General features: G+C 66.6%; 16 protein-coding genes and 1 tRNA gene. 11 read left to right on the top strand and 6 right to left on the bottom strand.

Annotation, left to right across the window (positions count from 1 at the left end):
- Window positions 1-13: 13 nt before the first annotated feature.
- The 6 genes from HWX87_RS34130 (at window position 14) to HWX87_RS34105 (ending at window position 6,531) form a co-directional block, all read left to right on the top strand.
- A tRNA-Leu gene (locus HWX87_RS34130) sits at window positions 14-100 on the top strand.
- Between the two features lie 467 nt (window positions 101-567).
- A complete protein-coding gene (locus HWX87_RS34125) occupies window positions 568-1,815 on the top strand; it encodes an ROK family protein (protein WP_176051274.1) in 1,248 nt (415 codons plus the stop codon).
- Entirely contained in the window at window positions 1,802-3,355 is a 1,554-nt protein-coding gene (locus HWX87_RS34120; RefSeq protein WP_176051273.1) for a sugar ABC transporter ATP-binding protein, read from the top strand. Before HWX87_RS34125 ends, HWX87_RS34120 begins: the two co-directional genes overlap by 14 nt.
- 40 nt (window positions 3,356-3,395) lie before the next feature.
- Complete coding sequence (locus tag HWX87_RS34115) at window positions 3,396-4,433, top strand: ribose ABC transporter permease (protein ID WP_176051272.1); 1,038 nt, start codon at window positions 3,396-3,398, stop codon at window positions 4,431-4,433.
- 83 nt (window positions 4,434-4,516) lie between these two features.
- Window positions 4,517-5,461 (top strand): ABC transporter substrate-binding protein, encoded by a 945-nt coding sequence (locus tag HWX87_RS34110; protein ID WP_176051271.1) that lies wholly within the window; start codon window positions 4,517-4,519, stop codon window positions 5,459-5,461.
- 134 nt (window positions 5,462-5,595) lie between these two features.
- On the top strand, window positions 5,596-6,531 hold the full coding sequence (locus HWX87_RS34105; RefSeq protein ID WP_176051270.1) for a carbohydrate kinase: 936 nt from the start codon (window positions 5,596-5,598) through the stop codon (window positions 6,529-6,531).
- Between the two features lie 22 nt (window positions 6,532-6,553).
- Here HWX87_RS34105 and HWX87_RS34100 read toward each other — a convergent pair whose 3' ends face one another.
- The 3 genes from HWX87_RS34100 to HWX87_RS34090 form a co-directional block, all read right to left on the bottom strand.
- Entirely contained in the window at window positions 6,554-8,284 is a 1,731-nt protein-coding gene (locus HWX87_RS34100) for a SulP family inorganic anion transporter (RefSeq protein ID WP_176051269.1), read from the bottom strand.
- Between the two features lie 24 nt (window positions 8,285-8,308).
- Window positions 8,309-8,935, bottom strand: coding sequence for a ParB-like protein (locus HWX87_RS34095; protein WP_176051268.1), 627 nt, complete (start codon window positions 8,933-8,935; stop codon window positions 8,309-8,311).
- Window positions 8,936-9,065: 130 nt separating this feature from the next.
- Window positions 9,066-9,608: a GNAT family N-acetyltransferase gene (locus tag HWX87_RS34090; protein ID WP_176051267.1), complete on the bottom strand. Its 543-nt coding sequence runs from the start codon at window positions 9,606-9,608 to the stop codon at window positions 9,066-9,068.
- 281 nt (window positions 9,609-9,889) lie between these two features.
- Between HWX87_RS34090 and HWX87_RS34085 the strand changes: the two genes are divergently transcribed.
- The 4 genes from HWX87_RS34085 (at window position 9,890) to HWX87_RS34070 (ending at window position 15,006) form a co-directional block, all read left to right on the top strand.
- The gene (locus HWX87_RS34085; RefSeq protein WP_176051266.1) at window positions 9,890-11,110 is read left to right on the top strand and encodes an MFS transporter; all 1,221 of its coding nucleotides are present in this window, start codon (window positions 9,890-9,892) and stop codon (window positions 11,108-11,110) included.
- 215 nt (window positions 11,111-11,325) lie between these two features.
- The gene (locus tag HWX87_RS34080; protein WP_176051265.1) at window positions 11,326-12,147 is read left to right on the top strand and encodes a TetR/AcrR family transcriptional regulator; all 822 of its coding nucleotides are present in this window, start codon (window positions 11,326-11,328) and stop codon (window positions 12,145-12,147) included.
- Window positions 12,148-12,304: 157 nt separating this feature from the next.
- On the top strand, window positions 12,305-14,059 hold the full coding sequence (locus HWX87_RS34075; protein ID WP_176051264.1) for an AMP-binding protein: 1,755 nt from the start codon (window positions 12,305-12,307) through the stop codon (window positions 14,057-14,059).
- 29 nt (window positions 14,060-14,088) lie between these two features.
- Entirely contained in the window at window positions 14,089-15,006 is a 918-nt protein-coding gene (locus tag HWX87_RS34070; protein WP_176051263.1) for a DUF1571 domain-containing protein, read from the top strand.
- Window positions 15,007-15,033: 27 nt separating this feature from the next.
- On the opposite strand, the gene HWX87_RS34065 is transcribed toward HWX87_RS34070, so the two are convergent.
- Window positions 15,034-15,315, bottom strand: a complete 282-nt coding sequence (locus HWX87_RS34065; RefSeq protein WP_176051262.1) for a PXPV repeat protein — start codon at window positions 15,313-15,315, stop codon at window positions 15,034-15,036.
- A 295-nt stretch (window positions 15,316-15,610) separates the two neighbouring features.
- On the opposite strand from HWX87_RS34065, the gene hfq reads away from it, so the two are divergent.
- Window positions 15,611-16,192: an RNA chaperone Hfq gene (gene hfq / locus HWX87_RS34060; RefSeq protein WP_176051275.1), complete on the top strand. Its 582-nt coding sequence runs from the start codon at window positions 15,611-15,613 to the stop codon at window positions 16,190-16,192.
- Between the two features lie 77 nt (window positions 16,193-16,269).
- Here hfq and HWX87_RS34055 read toward each other — a convergent pair whose 3' ends face one another.
- Both HWX87_RS34055 and HWX87_RS34050 read right to left on the bottom strand, forming a co-directional pair.
- The gene (locus HWX87_RS34055; RefSeq protein ID WP_176051261.1) at window positions 16,270-16,977 is read right to left on the bottom strand and encodes a DUF2968 domain-containing protein; all 708 of its coding nucleotides are present in this window, start codon (window positions 16,975-16,977) and stop codon (window positions 16,270-16,272) included.
- Window positions 16,978-17,031: 54 nt separating this feature from the next.
- Entirely contained in the window at window positions 17,032-18,423 is a 1,392-nt protein-coding gene (locus tag HWX87_RS34050; RefSeq protein ID WP_176051260.1) for a sigma-54 dependent transcriptional regulator, read from the bottom strand.
- Between the last annotated feature and the right edge of the window lie 36 nt (window positions 18,424-18,459).

Here is an 18,459-nt window from a genome sequence, read left to right as displayed (position 1 = left end):
GCAAGCGAAACGTGCCCAGGTGGCGGAATTGGTAGACGCACTAGGTTCAGGTCCTAGCGGTGGCAACATCGTGGAGGTTCGAGTCCTCTCCTGGGCACCATCTGTTTTCTGAAAAAGGTCGGCTTCTAGCCGGCCTTTTTTCATTTCTGGCCCAGGAAGCAAAGCGCCTGCGCGCTTTGCGTGAGGACTCGAAAGGCTGCGCTTGCAAGCGCAGCCGGGGTCGCGCATGTGTGACCGAGCCCTCTCCCGGGCACCATCTGTTTTCTGAAAAAGGTCGGCTTTTAGCCGGCCTTTTTCTTTTCCGGCTCCGGAATCGATCCGGTCGCGCTTGCGACATCACCATATCTCCCACTCCCGTGGGACTTCATCCTTCGTCCTCTTTGAGAATGGCAAGTGGCATCGGCCATCACGATCCATCCCCGATTCTGCGCACCCTCACCCCGTCACTCCCGTCACCCCACCCAACCGGGATTTCCCTAGGCTGACACACCGGCGCTCACGCGGTTAAATAAATCAACGTGATTTATTTAATGCGCCGCCGAGCGGTGCACCATGGAAGGAGACGCCATGAGAAGCCCGCACATCGGCCAGGGAAGCAATTCGGCCAACGTGCGCCGTTACAACGAGCGCCTGCTGCTGAAGACGCTGCGCCGCGTGGGCAGCGCGTCGAAGGCCGACCTCGCGCGTCTCGCGAACATGACGGGCACGGCGGTCGGCAGCATCATCGATTCGCTCGCCGACGCGAAGCTGATCGAATTCGCGGGCCGCACCGAAGGCCAGCGCGGCCAGCCGGCCTCGTTGATCCGCCTCGACCCGCGCGGCGCGTTCGGCATCGGCGTCCATCTCGACCGGATGCGGATCGAGACCGCACTCGTCAACTTCGCCGGCGACGTCCTCGGCCGCCGCTCGCACGACACGTTGCTGCCGCCCCCTGCCGACGTGCTCGAGATCGTGCGTCACGACATCGACGCGATGCAGGCCCTGCTCCCCGACCATGAACGCGCACGCCTGAGCGGCATCGGCGTCGCGCAGCCGTACAACCTCGGCGCGTGGATGCGCGAACTCGGCCTTGCGCCCGACACATTCCGCGCGTGGGAAGACGTCGATTTCGCGGCCGACCTCGGCCGTACGTTGTCGCTGCCCGTCTTCGGCGAAAACGACGGCAACGCCGCCGCGATCGCCGAACTGTTCTACGGATACGGCCGGCAGTGCGACGACTTCGTCTACCTGTTCATCGGGCCGGCGATCGGCGGCGGCATCGCGATCGACGGCGACTGCCTGCGCGGCGTGACCGGCAATGCAGGCGACATCGCCGTGATTCCGGTGCCGCCGAGCCGGCTCAGCTCCGCGCCGCCGCCGCGCGGCCCGTGGGACATCCTGCTCGCGCGCGCGTCGCTGCATGCGCTCGTGCGCCATCTGCGCCATCACGGCGAGACGGTCGACAACCGCGCCGATCTCGAAGCGTGCATCGCCCGCGGCCTGCCGGCAGTGGATGAGTGGATCGACGACTGTGTCGACGCGCTTGCCCCGGCATTGCGCGCGGTGCTGTGCGTGGTCGATGCGCCGGTGGTCGTGCTCGATGCCGATACCGACGCGGGCCTGCTCGACGCGGTCACGACGCGCCTGCGCTCGGCGCTGGTGGCCACCGCGCCCGAAGCGCGCGGCACGCCGACGCTCGTGCGCGGCACGTTCGGTGCCGATGCCGGCGCGATCGGCGCGGCGACGCTGCCGATGTTCTTCAACTTCTCCCCGCGGGCCGGCATCCTCAAGGGCGCCCGCACCGACTCGCAGGAGGTCAACCATGTCGCGATCTGAGTCGCCCCGTCCGTTGCTCGAGATGCGCGGGATCAGCAAGACGTTCCCGGCCGTACGCGCGCTCGACAAAGTCAGCCTGACCGTCTATCCCGGCGAGATCCACTCGCTGATGGGCGAGAACGGCGCGGGCAAATCGACGCTGATGAAGATCCTGTCGGGCGCGTACCGCGCCGACGCCGGCGGCGAGATCCTGATCGACGGCGAACGCATCGAGATCGACGGCCCGCTTGCCGCGCGCGATGCGGGTGTCGCGGTGATCTACCAGGAGCTGTGCCTGTCGCCGAACCTGACCGTCGCCGAGAACATCTACATCGGCCGCGAACTGCGGCGCGGCAACCGGCGCTGGGGCACGATCGACCGCGCGGCCATGGCGCGCGGCTGCCAGGACGTGCTCGCGCGCCTGGGCGCACCGTTCGGGCCCGACACGCTCGTCGACACGCTGTCGATCGCCGAACAGCAGCTCGTCGAAATCGCGCGCGCCGTGCATACGCGTGCCCGCATCCTCGTGATGGACGAGCCGACGACGCCGCTGTCGTCGCGCGAAACGGAACACCTGTTCAGCCTGATCCGCCAGTTGCGCGAGGAAGGCCTCGCGATCATCTACATCAGCCACCGGATGGCGGAGATCTACGAACTGTCCGATCGCGTGTCGGTGCTGCGCGACGGCGCATACGTCGGCACGCTCGAACGCGCCTCGCTTTCGGCCGAGCGGCTCGTCGCGATGATGGTCGGCCGCGACATCTCCGGCTTCTACAAGAAGGAACACGCGCAGTACGACCCCGGCCACCTGCTGCTGTCGGTCCGCGACATTGCCGACGGCACGCGCGTGCGCGGCTGCAGCCTCGACCTGCATGCCGGCGAAGTGCTCGGCATCGCCGGCCTCGTCGGCGCGGGCCGCACCGAACTCGCGCGGCTGATCTTCGGCGCCGAGCCGCGCGTGCGCGGCGACGTGAAGCTGGGCGACCGCACGTTCGGCGCGCACTCGCCGCGCGACGCGATCGACGCAGGTCTCGTTTACCTGACCGAGGACCGCAAGCGCCAGGGCCTGTTCCTCGACATGAGCGTGCGCGACAACATCAACATCTCGGTGTGCAACCGCGATGCACGGCTCGGCGCGCTCGACCTCGCACGCGGGGCCGAACGCGCGCGCGACGCGATCGCGTCGTTGTCGATCCGCGTCCCCCACGCGAACGTCAACGTCGGCGCGCTGTCGGGCGGCAACCAGCAGAAAGTGCTGCTGTCGCGCCTGCTCGAGACGAAGCCGCGCGTGCTGATCCTCGACGAACCAACGCGCGGCGTCGACATCGGCGCGAAATCCGAGATCTACCGGATCATCAACGAACTGGCGCGCGCCGGCGCGGGCGTGATCGTGATCTCGAGCGAGTTGCCGGAAATCATCGGCGTCGCGGATCGCGTGCTCGTGATGCGCGAAGGCGAGATCGCCGGCGAACTCGGCGGCCACACGCACACGCCGATCACGCAGGAAGCGATCATCGCGCTCGCCACCGGCTCGCAGGCCGAACTCGCCGCGACGCACTGAGCCCGCCCTTTCATTTCACTCTTACATTCAGGTTACCGAAATGAACAACCCGACCAAGCAGCGAAACCTCGCTTCCGCGACGGCCCATCCGGTGGTCAACCGTACGCCGTTGTTGCGCGGCGCCGATCAACGCGCCCGCATGCAATCGCTGATCCGCACGGCCGGCATGCTGCCGGTGCTGCTGGTTCTGTGCATCGGCTTCGGCATCCTGACCGACGGCTTCTTCACGCTGCAGAACCTGTCGATCGTCACGCAGCAGGCGTCGATCAACATCGTGCTCGCCGCCGGCATGACCTTCGTGATCCTGACGGGCGGCATCGACCTGTCGGTCGGCTCGGTGCTCGCCGCCGCGGCCGTCGCCGCGCTGCTCGCGTCGACGATCCCCGGGTGGGGCTGGCTCGGCGTGCCGTTCGCACTCGTCGTCGGCCTCGCGTTCGGCGCGATCAACGGCGGGCTGATCTCGTTCCTGCGCCTGCCGCCGTTCATCGTCACGCTCGGCGCGATGACGGCCGTGCGCGGCGTCGCGCGCCTGATCGGCAACGACACGACCGTGTTCAATCCGCAACTGCCGTTCGCGTTCATCGGCAACGGCACGATCCTCGGCGTGCCGTGGCTCGTCGTGATCGCATGCGCGGTAATCGCGATCTCGTGGTTCATCCTGCGCCGCACGGTGCTCGGGATGCGGATCTATTCGGTCGGCGGCAATCCGGAAGCCGCGCGCCTGTCGGGCATCAACGTGCGGGCGATCCAGATGTTCGTCTATGCGGCATCCGGGCTGCTCGCGGGCCTCGGTGCGGTGATGTCGGCCGCGCGGCTCTATGCGGCCAACGGCCTGCAGCTCGGACAGTCCTACGAACTCGATGCGATCGCCGCGGTGATCCTCGGCGGCACGAGCTTCGTCGGCGGCGTCGGCTCGATCGTCGGCACGCTGATCGGTGCGCTGATCATCGCGGTCCTGACGAACGGCCTCGTGCTGCTCGGCGTATCCGACATCTGGCAGTACATCATCAAGGGGCTCGTGATCATCGGCGCCGTCGCGCTCGATCGCTATCGCCAGCGCGACTCGGCGCGCACCTGATCCCTTCCCGTCGATTCAACCTCGCGGCGCAGGCCGGTTCACCTGCGCCCGTTCGCCAACAGACCTCACGGAGACACAACGACATGTTCAAGCACACCGCCGCCCTGACCGCCGTCGCCTGCGCACTCGCCTTCGGCGCTTCCGCCGCACACGCGGCCGACAAGCCGCTCAAATCGATCGGCGTCACGGTCGGGTCGCTCGGCAATCCGTACTTCGTCACGATCGTCAAGGGTGCCGAAGCACGCGCGAAGCAGCTCAACCCGAACGCGAAGGTCACGGCCGTCTCGGCCGACTACGACCTGAACAAGCAGTTCACGCAGATCGACAACTTCATCTCCGCGCACGTCGACATGATCCTGCTCAACGCGACCGATCCGAAGGCGATCGAGCCGGCGGTGAAGAAGGCGCAGGCGGCCGGCATCACGGTCGTCGCGGTCGACGTGGCCGCGGCCGGCGCAAACGCGACCGTGCAGACCAACAACGTGAAGGCCGGCGAACTCGCGTGCGACTACATCGCGAAGAAACTCAACGGCAAGGGCAACGTGATCATCGAGAACGGCCCGCAGGTATCGGCCGTGATCGATCGCGTCAACGGCTGCAAGACCGTGCTCGCGAAAAACGCCGGCATCAAGCTGCTGTCGAGCGACCAGGACGGCAAGGGCTCGCGCGAAGGCGGGATGAACGCGATGCAGGGTTACCTCACGCGCTTTCCGAAGCTCGATGCGGTGTTCACGATCAACGACCCGCAGGCGATCGGCAGCGACCTCGCCGCGAAGCAGTTGAACCGTCCGGGTATCGTGATCACGTCGGTCGACGGCGCACCCGACATCGAAGTCGCGCTCAAGTCCAACACGCTCGTGCAGGCGTCGTCGAGCCAGGATCCGTGGGCAATGGCGCAGCAGGCGGTCAACGTCGGCTACGGGATCATGAACGGCCAGAAGCCGGCCAATCCGATGATCCTGATCGAGCCGACGCTCATCACGCGCGACAACGTGAAGACCTATAAGGGCTGGAGCACGCCGCGCTGATCGCGCCGCCCGTCCGCCCGCGCAACCGGGCGGTGCCGGGGGCCGCATCGCCATGCGCGACGGCCCCGCACTGCCCGCCTTTTCGGATCAACCGCTGTACGGCCGTGTGCAACGCCACGGCACAAGGTTTCGACATGACGACGACGTTCCCCCGCCTGATCGTATTCGGCGAAGCGCTGACCGACTTCATCCGCGACGACGCGCAGCACTGGCACAGCGTCGCCGGCGGCTCATGCTGGAACGTCGCACGCGTCGGCGCGCGGCTCGGCGTGCCGACGGCCTTCGCCGGCACGGTCAGCCGCGACACCTTCGGCGACGAGCTGATGCGCGAGAGCGCCGCCGCAGGGCTCGACATGCGCTTCATCCGGCAGGTCGACCGAGCGCCGCTGCTCGCGATGGTCGTGTCGAAGCAACCGCCCCACTATTTCTTCATCGGTGAAAACAGCGCCGATCTCGCCTTCGATCCGGCAGACCTGCCCGCCGGCGCCTTCGACGCGGCCGAGATCGTGCACGTCGGCTCGCTCGGCGTCGTGCGCGAACCGCTCGCGTCGCGCCTGATCGACATCGCGCAGGCCGCGCATGCGGCCGGCAAGCGGATTTCGTTCGACCCTAACTTCCGCGCACCGATGGCCGCGCCGTCGTATCGCGACACGCTGCGCCGGCTGTCCGCGCTCGCGGACTGGATCAAGGTATCCGACGAGGATCTGCGCGGGCTGTTTCCCGAACTCGACGAGGCAGCCGCGCTCGCGCAACTGCGCGAATGGGCGCCCGACGCGACGCTGCTCGTCACGCGCGGCGCATCGGGCATGCAGCTCCTGCATCGCGACACCGAGCTGTTCCAGCCCGCGTTCCCGACCGAAGTCGCCGACACCGTCGGTTGCGGCGATGCGAGCATCGGCGGCTGGCTCGCGAGCCAGCTTGCGCGCCCCGATGCAACGGCCGTTGAACATCTGCGCTACGCGGCCGCGTGCGCGGCGGTCGCCTGTGCACATGCAGGCGCCTATGCGCCGACTGCAGAGGAAGTGACCGACATGATCGATCGCACGGCCGGCGCCGCGCTTTCGCTCTAGACGGCGCCGTCGTGCCGCCGCGTCATGCGGCGGTCGTGCCGTCGCTGCCGTCCGGCGGCAGGCCTGCCTTCAGCAGTTGCAGGCTTTCGTCGACGCTCAGTTCCGACATCGCATCGTCGTGAAGCGTATCGTCCGCCGCGCGGCGCAATGCATGCAGCGCATGCACCTTCAGCCGCACCAGCGCGAGCCGCAACCCGCGCGCCGCGCATTCGGCCGCGAAGGTGCGCAACGATTCGATTGTCGTGCCGTCGACATCCGGCGTTTCCTCGAGGCTCAGCATCACGGTATGCGTATCCGGCGCGGCCTTCATCAGCGCACGCACGCGATTGAGCATCCGGTCTGCGTTCGCGAAGAACAGCTGCGCCTCGGGCCGCACGATCAGCACGCCCGGTACCGGCTTCGCGTCGGCGTGGCTCGCGACGTCGACGAAATCGTGGCTGTCGCGCAGCCGGCCGAGCACGCTCACGTTCGGTTCGGACAGCTTGCGCAAAGTCAGCAGCAGGCTCACGCCGATGGCCGCGAGCAGCCCGTGCAGCACACCGAGCACGAGCACCGCGAGCAGCGCCGCGATCACGACGAGCCGGTCGCGATGCCACGCCCAGTACGGCCGGAACACGGACGGATGCAGCGAGTGGCTGACCGCGAAAATCACGATCGCCGCGAGCACGGGCTCCGGCGTGCGCGCGAGCTGCGGCAGCAGCAGCCAGACGATCAGTGCAACCACGCCGGCCGCCCACAGGCCGGCAAAGCGCGACTGCGCGCCGGCCGCTTCGTTCGCCGACGTCGCCGAATAGCCGGCGCCGACCGGCATCCCGTGCAACAGGCCCGACACGAGATTCGCGCAGCCGAGCGCGACGAGATCGCGGTTCGGCGACACGCTGTCGCCATGCTTGAGCGCGAAGTTTCGGATCGATCCGTACGATTCCGCGTACAGGATCAGCATCAACGCAAACGCAAGCTCGACCGTCTGCATCCACGCATTGCGATCGAGCGTCGGCAGGCCGAATTCGAGGTGCCGGAAGTCGATATGGCCGACGATCGCGATCCCGTATCGCTGCCAGTCGATCGCATAGCCGGCCGCGATCGACAGTACGATCACGACGAGCGTCGCGGGCACGCGCGAGCTCCGCCCGAGCGCGAACAGCAACGCCAGCGCGGTCGCGCCGAGCACGACGCTCGCGAGGTTCGCATGCGGCGCGCCGGTGATCAGGTCGAGCGCGACATGCGGCGCATCGCTGTGCTGCACGGAGATCGCGAGGATCTTCGGCAGCTGCTTGATGACGATCGTCAGCGCGAGGCCGAACGTGAAGCCGCGCAGCACGGGCCGCGCGACGAAATCCGACATGCCGCCGAGCCGCGCGGCGCCCGCGAGGATGAACAGCACGCCCGTCATCGCGACGAGCGCGGCCGCGAGCGCGAGCTGCGCGGCCAGCGCCATCCCCGATTCGGCGAGCACGGTTGCCGCGAGCACCGCGGCCGACGACGACGTCGACGACACGATCGCGAAGCGGCTGCTGCCCGTGAGCGCGTAGACGACGAGCCCCGACAGCAGCGCGATCAGGCCGGCTTGCGGCGGCAAGTTGGCGAGCCCCGCATACGCGACCGCTTCAGGAATCAGCAGCCCGGCAATCGACAGGCCGGCCAGCGCATCGAGGCCGATGCGCCGCCTGGGCGGCGGCGAAGCCGCATCGAGCGGAGCGAAATGATCGGCATGTTGCGGGCCGGCGTCGGGGCGGATCGGGGCGGTCGTCATGAGGCGGTCGGCGCCGTGCGCCGGTCAGGGTTTGACGGCGATGACGCCCGACCAGCCGGGCAGATAACGCGCATCCTGCTCGTGTGCGCGGTGCAGCGCGACGTCGAGCGCCTTCGCGAAATTCTTGCGAATCTGGTCGAGCGAGATGTGCTGGCGCAGGTAGTCGGCCCACAGGAATTCGCTGAACGGCGTCGCGTCCTTCGCATACCCGCCCGCGGTGCGCAGCTCGCCCGCGAGGCTGCGGTACGGATCGTCCACGAGCCCCGTCAGCGCCTTCGGCAAATGCTCGTAGTCGCGCCGCGTGCCGTCCGCGCCGAACGGATGCACCCACTGATTGTGTTCCATCATCCGCCAGAAGATCGTGTCGTCGAGCCAGGACAGATCCTTCAGCAGCATCGCGTTCACGCGCGCCTCGCCTTCCTCGATCAGCGCGAGGCCGAGATGGTGATGATCCGTGATGTAGTGCAGGCCGTCCGGGCCGAGCACGGCCGGAAACCAGTGCGATTCGATCGCTGCCTTGCGCGCGCGCTTGCTGAGCGCCTTCCAGTGCTTGCGCTTCGCCTTGACTTCGCGATAGCCGACCGTCATCTGCGTGGGACGCAGTTCTTCCAGCTTGACGGGAATCAGGTGAACATCGTTGCCGAGTGCCATGGTCGTACCCCATGTTGCGAAATTCCGGCAACGATACTCCTGATCGCGCGAACCGTTAATACGTCATGACCTCGATACGCATTGGATTGACGATCTCTGACAACCGTCAGTGCCTGCGCACGACGCTGCGCTACGCACGCAGATCGTTGCGTTCGAGTCGATGACGAATGTAAGGAATGCCGTCGACCACGACGCTCACGCGATGCATCCCGAGCTTGCGCGCGACGTTCAACGAGCCGCTGTTGGCTTCCGCGATATCGGCGATCACACGCGGCAGGCGCACGGTGTCGAACGCGTGACGCACGACGGCTTGCGCGGCCTCGCTCGCGATGCCGCGCCCCCAGGTCGCACGCACGAGCCGCCAGCCGATCTCGACGTCGCGCGCGCCGTCCGCATAGTCGGGAATCAGCAGGATCCAGCCGATGAACGCGCCGGGCGCGGCCTTCTCGAAGATCGACCAGTATCCGAGGCCCGGCGGATAGTCGCGCGTGATCCGGTGCGTGACGAAGCGGCGATGCTCGTCCGGGTCGTGCCACGGGCCCGCGATATGCCGCGTGACCTCGGGATCGCGATCCATCGCGAGGCACGCATCGAGATCGGCCAGCACGCGCGGACGCAGCCACAGCCTCGCCGTTTCGAGCACGGGCAGCGCGTCGATGGAACGTTCGGTCATCGGGACTCCTGATTCGGTGGCGATGCGCATCGAGCGCATTACAGAACAAATACAAACAGCCTTCCGGAATGATACAGATGCCTGTCGCCTGGCTCGCGCGGCGCCGTTTCCGTTTCCGAAACAGTTCATTTCGTAGGGATTATTCCCGATTCGACGTTATCGCGCCCCACATCGCGCGGCGCTGCGGCCTACACTCGATCCATGCCCCCGCACCGCGCGCAGGCCGGGCCGGCATCCGCATGCACATCGTGAGCGCGCAAGCCAACGTGGAGACCTCGGACATGAGCTGGACCCGCGAACAACGCAACGTCACGATCGCCGCCTATCTGGGCTGGACGCTCGATGCGTTCGATTTTTTCCTGATGGTCTTCGTGCTGAAGGACATCGCCGCGGAATTCGCGTCGACGATCCCCGCCGTTGCGTTCGCGCTCACGCTGACGCTCGCGATGCGCCCGCTCGGCGCGCTGATCTTCGGCCGGCTCGCCGATCGCTTCGGCCGACGCCCGACGCTGATGGTCAACATCGCGTGCTATTCGCTGCTCGAGCTCGCGTCGGGTTTCGCGCCGAGCCTCACTGCGCTGCTCGTGCTGCGCGCGCTGTTCGGCATCGCGATGGGCGGCGAATGGGGCGTCGGCTCCGCGCTGACGATGGAGACCGTGCCGACCCATGCGCGCGGCTTCGTGTCGGGGCTGCTGCAGGCCGGTTATCCGAGCGGCTACCTGCTCGCGTCCGTCGTGTTCGGTCTGTTCTACCAGTACATCGGCTGGCGCGGAATGTTCATGATCGGTGTGCTGCCCGCGCTGCTCGTGCTGTACGTCCGGGCGCACGTGCCCGAATCGCCCGCGTGGAAACAGATGGAGAAGCGCCCGCGCCCGAGCCTCGGCGCCACGATGAAGCAGAACTGGAAGCTCACGATCTACGCGATCGTGCTGATGACCGCGTTCAACTTCTTCTCGCACGGCACGCAGGATCTCTATCCGACCTTCCTGCGCGAACAGCATCACTTCGACCCGCATACCGTGTCGTGGATCACGATCGTGCTGAATCTCGGCGCGATCGTCGGCGGCCTGTCGTTCGGCTCGATCTCGGAGCGGATCGGCCGGCGCCGCGCGATCTTCATCGCTGCGCTGATCGCTCTGCCCGTGCTGCCGCTGTGGGCGTTCTCGAGCGGCCCGGTCGCCCTCGCCGCCGGCGCGTTCCTGATGCAGATCTCGGTCCAGGGCGCGTGGGGGGTGATCCCGGTCCACCTGAACGAGATCTCGCCCGACGAAATCCGCGCGACCTTCCCCGGTGTCGTCTATCAGCTCGGCAACCTGCTCGCGTCCGGCAACGCGACGATGCAGGCGTCGCTCGCCGTTTCGCACGGCAACAACTACGGCCTCGCGCTTGCGCTCGTCGCCGGCACCGTCGCCGTCGCGATCGCCGTGCTGATCCTGTTCAGCCGCGAACGGCGCGGCATCGACATGACGCAATCGGTCAATACGCGTAGCAGCGTCGGCTGATTCCACCCATTGCCGCACCGCACCATCGCGCGTGCCCCGCCTGGCCGGGGCCGCGCGTCATACTTTCCGCATTCGCACATCGAACTAGAGGAATTTGTCCAGATTCCCTGCTTGCCCGCCATGCCCGCGTTTTTTTATCTTAATAAAAACGACTGTTTGAATCAGATAATCAAATCACCTGTTCGCGGCCGGGAAACCGGCATGGGAGGCGGAACATGGCAGTAAGTCAGGAGGGGCGACCATCCGCGGGACGGCCGTCCGGCGCGCGGTCATCCGGCACTCGGCAGACCGGCGGGACGAAGGCGCGCATCCTCGATGCAGCCGAAGACCTGTTCATCGAGCATGGCTTCGAAGCGATGTCGATGCGGCAGATCACATCGCGCGCGGCGGTCAACCTCGCGGCGGTCAACTACCACTTCGGCAGCAAGGAAGCGCTGATCCACGCGATGCTGTCGCGCCGGCTCGACCAGCTCAACCAGGAGCGCCTCGGCATCCTCGACCGCTTCGACGCGCAGCTCGGCACGCACATCACCTGCGAGCACGTGCTCGGCGCGATGTTCATTCCCGCGCTGAAGGCGTCGCGCAATCCCGAACGCGGCGGGCCCGGGTTCCTGCGGCTGATCGGCCGTGCGTACACCGATCCGTCGCCGTTCGTGCGCAACTTCCTGACCGCGCACTACGCGAGCGTCGCGGGCCGCTTCTTCGACGCGTTCCAGCGCGCGTTGCCGCATCTGCCGCGCACCGAGCTCGGCTGGCGGCTGCACTTCGCGATCGGCGCGCTGTCCGGCGCACTCGCGGGCGCCGAGACGGAAAGCCTGATCGACGAGTTCTCGCAGGGCCGCACGATGAACGACGTGCAGATGATCGCCCGGCTGTCGTCGCTGATCGTCGCCGCGCTGAAGGCGCCGATGCCCGACAGCGCGCAGCTGTCGATCTTCGCGGCAGTGCTTGACGACGCGGGCGCCAGCGAAGTGTTCGGGCTGCCGTCGTCGAGTGCGGCCGCTGCCGATACGGCGACGCTGCATTCCACGAACTGAGCGCGCGGGGCCACGCGCGGCTTCCTGTTCACGATTTGATTGATACGCGCGGTCAGGCGGGGCGTCGAGGCGCCCGCGCCGATCGACCGCGAAGCACGGGGCATGGACAGGCGTCGAAACGCCCGCCCTCGCCGAGAGCAAAGACCGGAGACACGTCATGTCATCTTCCGCAGCAACCACAGCGGCCCAGATCCCGCCGAACACCGACGGCATCTGGTACGCGTCATATCCGCCCGGCGTCCCGCACGAAATCGACGTCGCGCAATACGCGTCGCTCGTGCAGTTCTTCGACGAATGCACGACCCGCTTCGCCGATCGCGTCGCGTACGTGAGCGCCGGCGCGTCGATGACCTATCGCACGCTCGCGCAGAAAGTCGACGCATTCGCGTCGTACCTGCAAAGCCTCGGCGTGAAGCCGGGCGACCGCGTCGCGATCATGCTGCCCAACACGTTCCAGTACCCGGTCGCGCTGTTCGGCACGCTGAAGGCCGGCGCGATCGTCGTCAACGTCAATCCGCTCTACACCGTGCGCGAACTCGCGCACCAGCTGAAGGACAGCGGCGCGCAGACGATCGTCGTGTTCGAGAACTTCGCGCGCACGCTGCAGGACGCGCTGCCGGAAACGCAGGTGAAGAACATCGTCGTCACCGCGCTCGGCGACCTGCTCGCCGACGGCTTCAATGCGAAAGGACGCCTGATCAATTTCGTGCTGAAGCACGTGAAGAAGCTCGTGCCGGCCTACCACCTGCCGCAGGCCATCCGGCTGCGCTCCGCCCTCGCGCTCGGCGCGCGCGGCAAGCCGCAGCCGGTGCAGACGACGCGCGACGACCTCGCGTTCCTGCAATACACGGGCGGCACGACCGGTGTCGCGAAAGGCGCGATGCTCACGCACGGCAACCTGATCGCGAACCTGCTGCAAGCGAAGGCGTGGATCGCCGATCAAGTGTCGGGCGACGTCGAAACCGTGCTCACACCGCTGCCGCTGTATCACATCTATTCGCTGACGGTGAACGCGTTCATCTTCATGGGACTCGGCGGGCGCAACATCCTGATCGCGAACCCGCGCGACATGAAGATGGTGATGAAGATCATCCGCAACGAAACGTTCACGGGGATCACCGGCATCAACACGCTGTACAACGCGTTCCTCGACAACGAGGAATTCCGCAAGCGCGACTTCTCGAAGCTCAAGCTCGCGATGGCCGGCGGGATGGCGATGCAGCGCGCGGTCGCGGAGCGCTTCCAGCAGGTGACGGGGCGGCCGGTCGTCGAAGGCTACGGCCTCACCGAATGCTCGCCGATCGTCACGATGAACCCCGTGGACCTGAACGACATGGCCGCGTTCAGCGGCTCGATCGGCCTGCCCGCGCCGTCGACCGTCGTGCGCTTTCGCCGCGAGGACGGCACCTGGGCGCCCGTCGGCGAGCCGGGCGAGCTGTGCGTGCACGGCCCGCAGGTGATGCGCGGCTACTGGCAGCGCCCGGACGAGACGGCCAAGGTGATCGACGCCGACGGCTGGCTCGGCACCGGCGACATCGGCGTGATGGACGAGCGCGGTTTCATCCGCCTCATCGACCGCAAGAAGGACATGATCCTCGTGTCGGGCTTCAACGTGTATCCGAACGAGATCGAGGAAGTGCTCGTGATGCATCCGGGCATCAGCGAAGCCGCGGCGATCGGCATTCCTGACGAGGTACAGGGCGAACGGATCAAGGTGTTCGTCGTGCGCCGCGACCCGTCGCTGACGGTCGAGGACGTGCTCGCGCACTGCCGCAAGAACCTGACCGGCTACAAGATGCCGAAATTCGTCGAGTTCCGCGACGCACTGCCGCAGACGAACGTCGGCAAGATCCTGCGCCGCGCGCTGCGCGACGAGGAACTCGCCAAACTCAAGGCCGCGAAGCAAGGCTGAACGATCCATCGCTCCGGGAGACGCTGTCGATGAACGAAGGAATGAAGCGCCGTACGCGGCATGCGGCCGCCGCGGCGGTCGCTTGCATGCTGTCGCTCGCGCACGCGGGCCTGCATGCACAGGAAACGGCCGCTGCCGCAAGTGCGGTACAGGAGGTCGCACTGCCGGCGGACCTGGCGAAGGTCACGCGCGAACCGCTCGCGCAACAGGCACGCTGGCTGCACGCGGCCGCACAGCGCGGTACGCTCGCGCAGCTCGACGACGCGACGCTCACCGCGCTCTTCAAGGCGCTCGACCCGCTCGCCGTGCCGCTCTATATCCGTAATGGTCCTAACGGTTATCCGGCGTACCAGTTCACGATGGTGCGCCAGGAGCGCATCAGCGGGAAATGGTCCGACACGCCCGACCGCATGCTGGTGAAGACCACCCGCGAACCGCTGCGCGTGTATGCGAAATGGCTGCCGGGCGGCGCGCATGCGGGACAGGAAACCATCTACGACACGACGCAGCGCAAGGACGAGATGTACGGCCATCTCGGCGGCCTGCTCGGCAAGATTCCGCTGTGGACGGCGCTCGACGGCGCGCTGGCGCGTGCCCAGTCGAATCACCAGGTGAAGGATCTCGGCACCGAGTTCATCACGAACCTGTACCTGACCGAAGGGAAGAAGTACCTGGAAGCCGGCGTGCAGCGGCCGACCCAGGTCGAAGCAAAATCGATCGGCGGCGTGCGGGTGGTCGCGCTCACCTACGAGACGCCGACCGGCCGGCCGCAGTTCTACGCGAAGAAGGAAGTCCTCGGGCTCGACCTGCACGCGCCCTATTTCCGGACCGTCGAGTCCTATGACAACGACGGCAAGATCTTCGAGCGGATCGTCATCGAGAAAATCGCGCCGGCCACGCTCGACGACACCGCATTCGACCCGAAAAACCCGGACTACGCGTTCTGATTCGTACCGGCGCGGTTGAAGTCGGGATCAATCGTCATCGTCGTCGCCGTGGTGCTTGCGCCAATGCTTGTAATAGTGCTTGCGCCACTTCCGGTAGCGATCGTCGTCGTCATCGCCGTAGTAGCCGTATCCGTAGCCCGGATAGGCGACGACGGCCGGCTGTGGCGCCACATAGACCGGCGCCGGCTGGACATAGACCGGCGCGACCGGTACGCCGATGCCGACCGACAGGTCGACGTGCGCCATTGCACTGCCGGAAGCCAGCAATGCCACGCCGCCAACCCACCCTGCCCATTGCCTCGTGTTCATGTTCTGCATCCCTGATACGCCGGCCCGCCCGGCTCACGCGACGAATGTAAGCGCACCGCACGCGGCGAGGTGATACGGCGCTGCGAGAGTCGTAACGCGACGTAACGAAACGGCTTTAGCTATTCGGCCGAATCGCGAAAATGCGCTGGAACGTCTATAGTGGGTTACGGTTCGACACAATCACGACTGCGCGCTTCCCTATTGAACAGGGTAGAATCCCGCCAAACACCTTGTGGACGAACACGCCACACACACGCACAACATATTCTCTGACGCAGGCTCCTGCCGCACCTCAATGGCCAATCCCGCAGAATCCCATCCGCAAAACGACTTCATCAATTCGGCGCGCAAGGAACGTAAGCGCGTTGAAATCTATCTCGTCAACGGCATTCGTCTGACGGGGTGCATCGAGTCGTTCGACCAGTACCTGGTGATGCTGCGCACCCCCGTGGGTCTGCAAGGCATCTACAAGCGCGCGATTTCCACTATCCAGCTCGACACGGGCGGCTCGCGCCCGGGCGGCGGCGGTCCCCGCGGGCCGCGCACCGGCGGTCGCCCCGGCGGCCGTGAAGGCGGCGGTCACAGCCCGTACGGCTCGCACGGCGGCCCGCGCGAATCGCGTGGCGACGGTGGCGGCTACGGCTCCCGCGAACCGCGTGAAGGCTATGGCTCGCGCGAACCGCGCGAAGGTTACGGCTCGCGTGAGCCGCGCGAAGGCTACGGCGCCCCGCGCGAACCCCGTGAACCGCGCGAAAGCTATGGCGCGCCGCGCGACAGCGGCGATGCATCCGGTAACGCGTCGTCGTCGGATGCACGCGGCGGCAACGGTCCGGTGATCGTCACACGCCGCCGGCGAATCGTGCCGGACGGCCAGTAAAACAAAAGGGCAAGCCAACCGGCTTGCCCTTTTTGCTTGTGCAGCCGGCGCGGCATGTCGCCGCACCGCTGCCAGGTTCAGCGTGCCGTCGCCGGCAGGCCCGCGTCGGCCTCACGCTGCAGCGAACGCACCTGCTGCTGCAACGCGCGCAGTTGCGACTGGAGTTCGGCCTGTTGCGCCTGCAATGCCGCCGTCTCGCTGCGCACGCTCTTCTGGCGATCCGCGACCGCCGCCTGCTGCTGGCGTGCGATCGAGATGTCGGCCTGCAGGCGTCGTGCACGATCCTGCGTGACCTCGATCTGCTTGTCCATTTGCGCCTTCTGCGATTCCAGCTTCGCCGCCCGCAGTTCGTTGATGGCCAGCCGCTCCGCCTGACGCGAGAAATCGCGATAGATCGCTTCCGCGCGCGTTTCGTCGTACGTCTTGATCACGCGCCAGAACGCCTTCTGCTGGAACAGCGCGACGAAGTACGCACCGTCCTTCACATTGAACAGCAGGCTCGCACCGTAGCTGCCGTTGTAGCTCGTGCGCATTTCCGTCAGCGAGTGCGCCTGAATCTGGCGCTGCAGATCGTCGACCGTGCTCGGCCCCGTCGACTCGCCCGCCTGCGGCTGCACCGACATCTGGCCCTGCTGATCGATCACCGGAATTGCCGCCACCGGCGCCGACGCCTGCTGCACCGCCGGCGAATCGCTGCCGGCCAGCCCCTGCGCGAACGCGCCCTGCATGCCTCCCACCAGGGCGAGCAACACGCTCACCCGCCCCAACCCCGTCATATGGCTCATGAAGTTTTATTCCCGCCCGAGTCGTTGTAATTCAGCGCGATTTTATCTCATTAATTACTCGCTTTCGCGTGTCTCGGGCTCTTCGTCGAAGATCTGATATTTGCGCATTTTTTCCCACAGTACCTTGCGGCTGATACCGAGCTGCTGCGCCGTATCCTGACGACGCCAACCGTTTGCGTCGAGCGCCGTAATGACGCGGCTGCGCTCGTTCATGTCCCACTTGCTGCGATCGACGAACACCTCCGCCGCGCTCTCCACCGGCACCGGCTGGGCCGAATTGCGCGCGTGCGCGATCAGCCGCTGCAGCCGCGCGGCATCCCACCCGCCCGTCTGCCGCACCGTCACGCCGACACGCTCGGCGAGGTTGCGCAATTCGCGTACGTTGCCGGGGAAATAGCTGTCCGCGACCGAATCCGTCAGCCAGTACGGCAGATCGGACAACTCCGCGAGCCGCTCCTCGCCGACGACCTGGGCAACGAACGACTTGAACAGCGCGATCTTGTCGACCGCGCCGCGCTCTTCCAGCGACGGAATGCTCAGCTCGATCACCGCGAGCCGGTAGTAGAGATCGGCGCGGAACAGCCCTTCCTTCACGAGCTGCGGCAGCTTCTTGTTGCTCGCCGCGACCAACCGGAAATCGACCTTGACCGGCGCCGTCGCGCCGACGCGCAGCACCGCGCCATCCTCGAGCACGCGCAGCAGCTTGACCTGCTGATACAGCGGCAGATCGCCGACTTCGTCGAGGAACAGCGTGCCGCCGCCCGCCTGCTCGAAATAGCCTTTATGCGCAACAACCGCGCCCGTGAACGATCCTTTCGCATGACCGAAGAACAGCGATTCGAACAGGCCGTCGGGGATCGCGCCGCAGTTCACCGGCACGAATTCGCCGTGCCGGTAACGCGAATGCTTTGCGTGCAGCAGTTGCGCGATGCGCTCCTTGCCGACGCCGGTTTCGCCGTGCAGCAGCACGTTGGTGTCGCAGTCGGCGAACGTATCGACTTCGTGCAGCAGCGCCTGCATCGATTCGGAGTGCGCGACGAGTTCGGACGGCTGCGACGTTTCGGCCGAGTGCGCACGCAGTTGCGTGACGAGCTTGCCGATCATGCCGCGCAGTTCGGCGCACGTGAAGTCGAGCGGCAGGATGTGCGAATAATCGGGCGGATACTGCGACGCGTCGTGGTCGCGCGCCGCGCCGACCCAGACCACCGGCATGCCGATGTTGGCCTGCCAGTCGCGCAGGAACGCGGCGCCGCCCTCGATCATCGTCACGCTGATGATCGCGAGCGACGGCCGCAATGCGGCGCGCTCGGGCGAGATCTCCGCGTTGTCGGCGCGGATCACTTCGACGTCGAAGCTCGCCATGCACCGGGCGACGCGGTCGACGATGTCCGCCTTGCCTTCCCAGACGTACAGGTCGAGCTCTTCGATTGCGGGCGTGGTTCTCATGTTTCGGGTACGGCTTCAGTAATTGACGAGTTGCTC

It is taken from the genome of Burkholderia sp. BCC1644, from assembly GCF_902833225.1.
Taxonomy (GTDB): domain Bacteria; phylum Pseudomonadota; class Gammaproteobacteria; order Burkholderiales; family Burkholderiaceae; genus Burkholderia.
Note: the sequence above shows the minus strand (reverse complement) of the source record. Positions and strands in the feature narration are given on the sequence as shown.

Coding starts and splice junctions, on each gene's coding strand:
- HWX87_RS34065 (WP_176051262.1), bottom strand. CDS start 15,315: ATGAACACGAGGCAATGGGCAGGGTGGGTTGGCGGCGTGGCATTGCTG.
- HWX87_RS34090 (WP_176051267.1), bottom strand. CDS start 9,608: ATGACCGAACGTTCCATCGACGCGCTGCCCGTGCTCGAAACGGCGAGG.
- HWX87_RS34110 (WP_176051271.1), top strand. CDS start 4,517: ATGTTCAAGCACACCGCCGCCCTGACCGCCGTCGCCTGCGCACTCGCC.
- HWX87_RS34120 (WP_176051273.1), top strand. CDS start 1,802: ATGTCGCGATCTGAGTCGCCCCGTCCGTTGCTCGAGATGCGCGGGATC.
- HWX87_RS34075 (WP_176051264.1), top strand. CDS start 12,305: ATGTCATCTTCCGCAGCAACCACAGCGGCCCAGATCCCGCCGAACACC.
- HWX87_RS34100 (WP_176051269.1), bottom strand. CDS start 8,284: ATGACGACCGCCCCGATCCGCCCCGACGCCGGCCCGCAACATGCCGAT.
- HWX87_RS34095 (WP_176051268.1), bottom strand. CDS start 8,935: ATGGCACTCGGCAACGATGTTCACCTGATTCCCGTCAAGCTGGAAGAA.
- HWX87_RS34085 (WP_176051266.1), top strand. CDS start 9,890: ATGAGCTGGACCCGCGAACAACGCAACGTCACGATCGCCGCCTATCTG.
- HWX87_RS34105 (WP_176051270.1), top strand. CDS start 5,596: ATGACGACGACGTTCCCCCGCCTGATCGTATTCGGCGAAGCGCTGACC.
- HWX87_RS34050 (WP_176051260.1), bottom strand. CDS start 18,423: ATGAGAACCACGCCCGCAATCGAAGAGCTCGACCTGTACGTCTGGGAA.
- HWX87_RS34055 (WP_176051261.1), bottom strand. CDS start 16,977: ATGAGCCATATGACGGGGTTGGGGCGGGTGAGCGTGTTGCTCGCCCTG.
- HWX87_RS34070 (WP_176051263.1), top strand. CDS start 14,089: ATGAACGAAGGAATGAAGCGCCGTACGCGGCATGCGGCCGCCGCGGCG.
- HWX87_RS34080 (WP_176051265.1), top strand. CDS start 11,326: ATGGCAGTAAGTCAGGAGGGGCGACCATCCGCGGGACGGCCGTCCGGC.
- hfq (WP_176051275.1), top strand. CDS start 15,611: ATGGCCAATCCCGCAGAATCCCATCCGCAAAACGACTTCATCAATTCG.
- HWX87_RS34125 (WP_176051274.1), top strand. CDS start 568: ATGAGAAGCCCGCACATCGGCCAGGGAAGCAATTCGGCCAACGTGCGC.
- HWX87_RS34115 (WP_176051272.1), top strand. CDS start 3,396: ATGAACAACCCGACCAAGCAGCGAAACCTCGCTTCCGCGACGGCCCAT.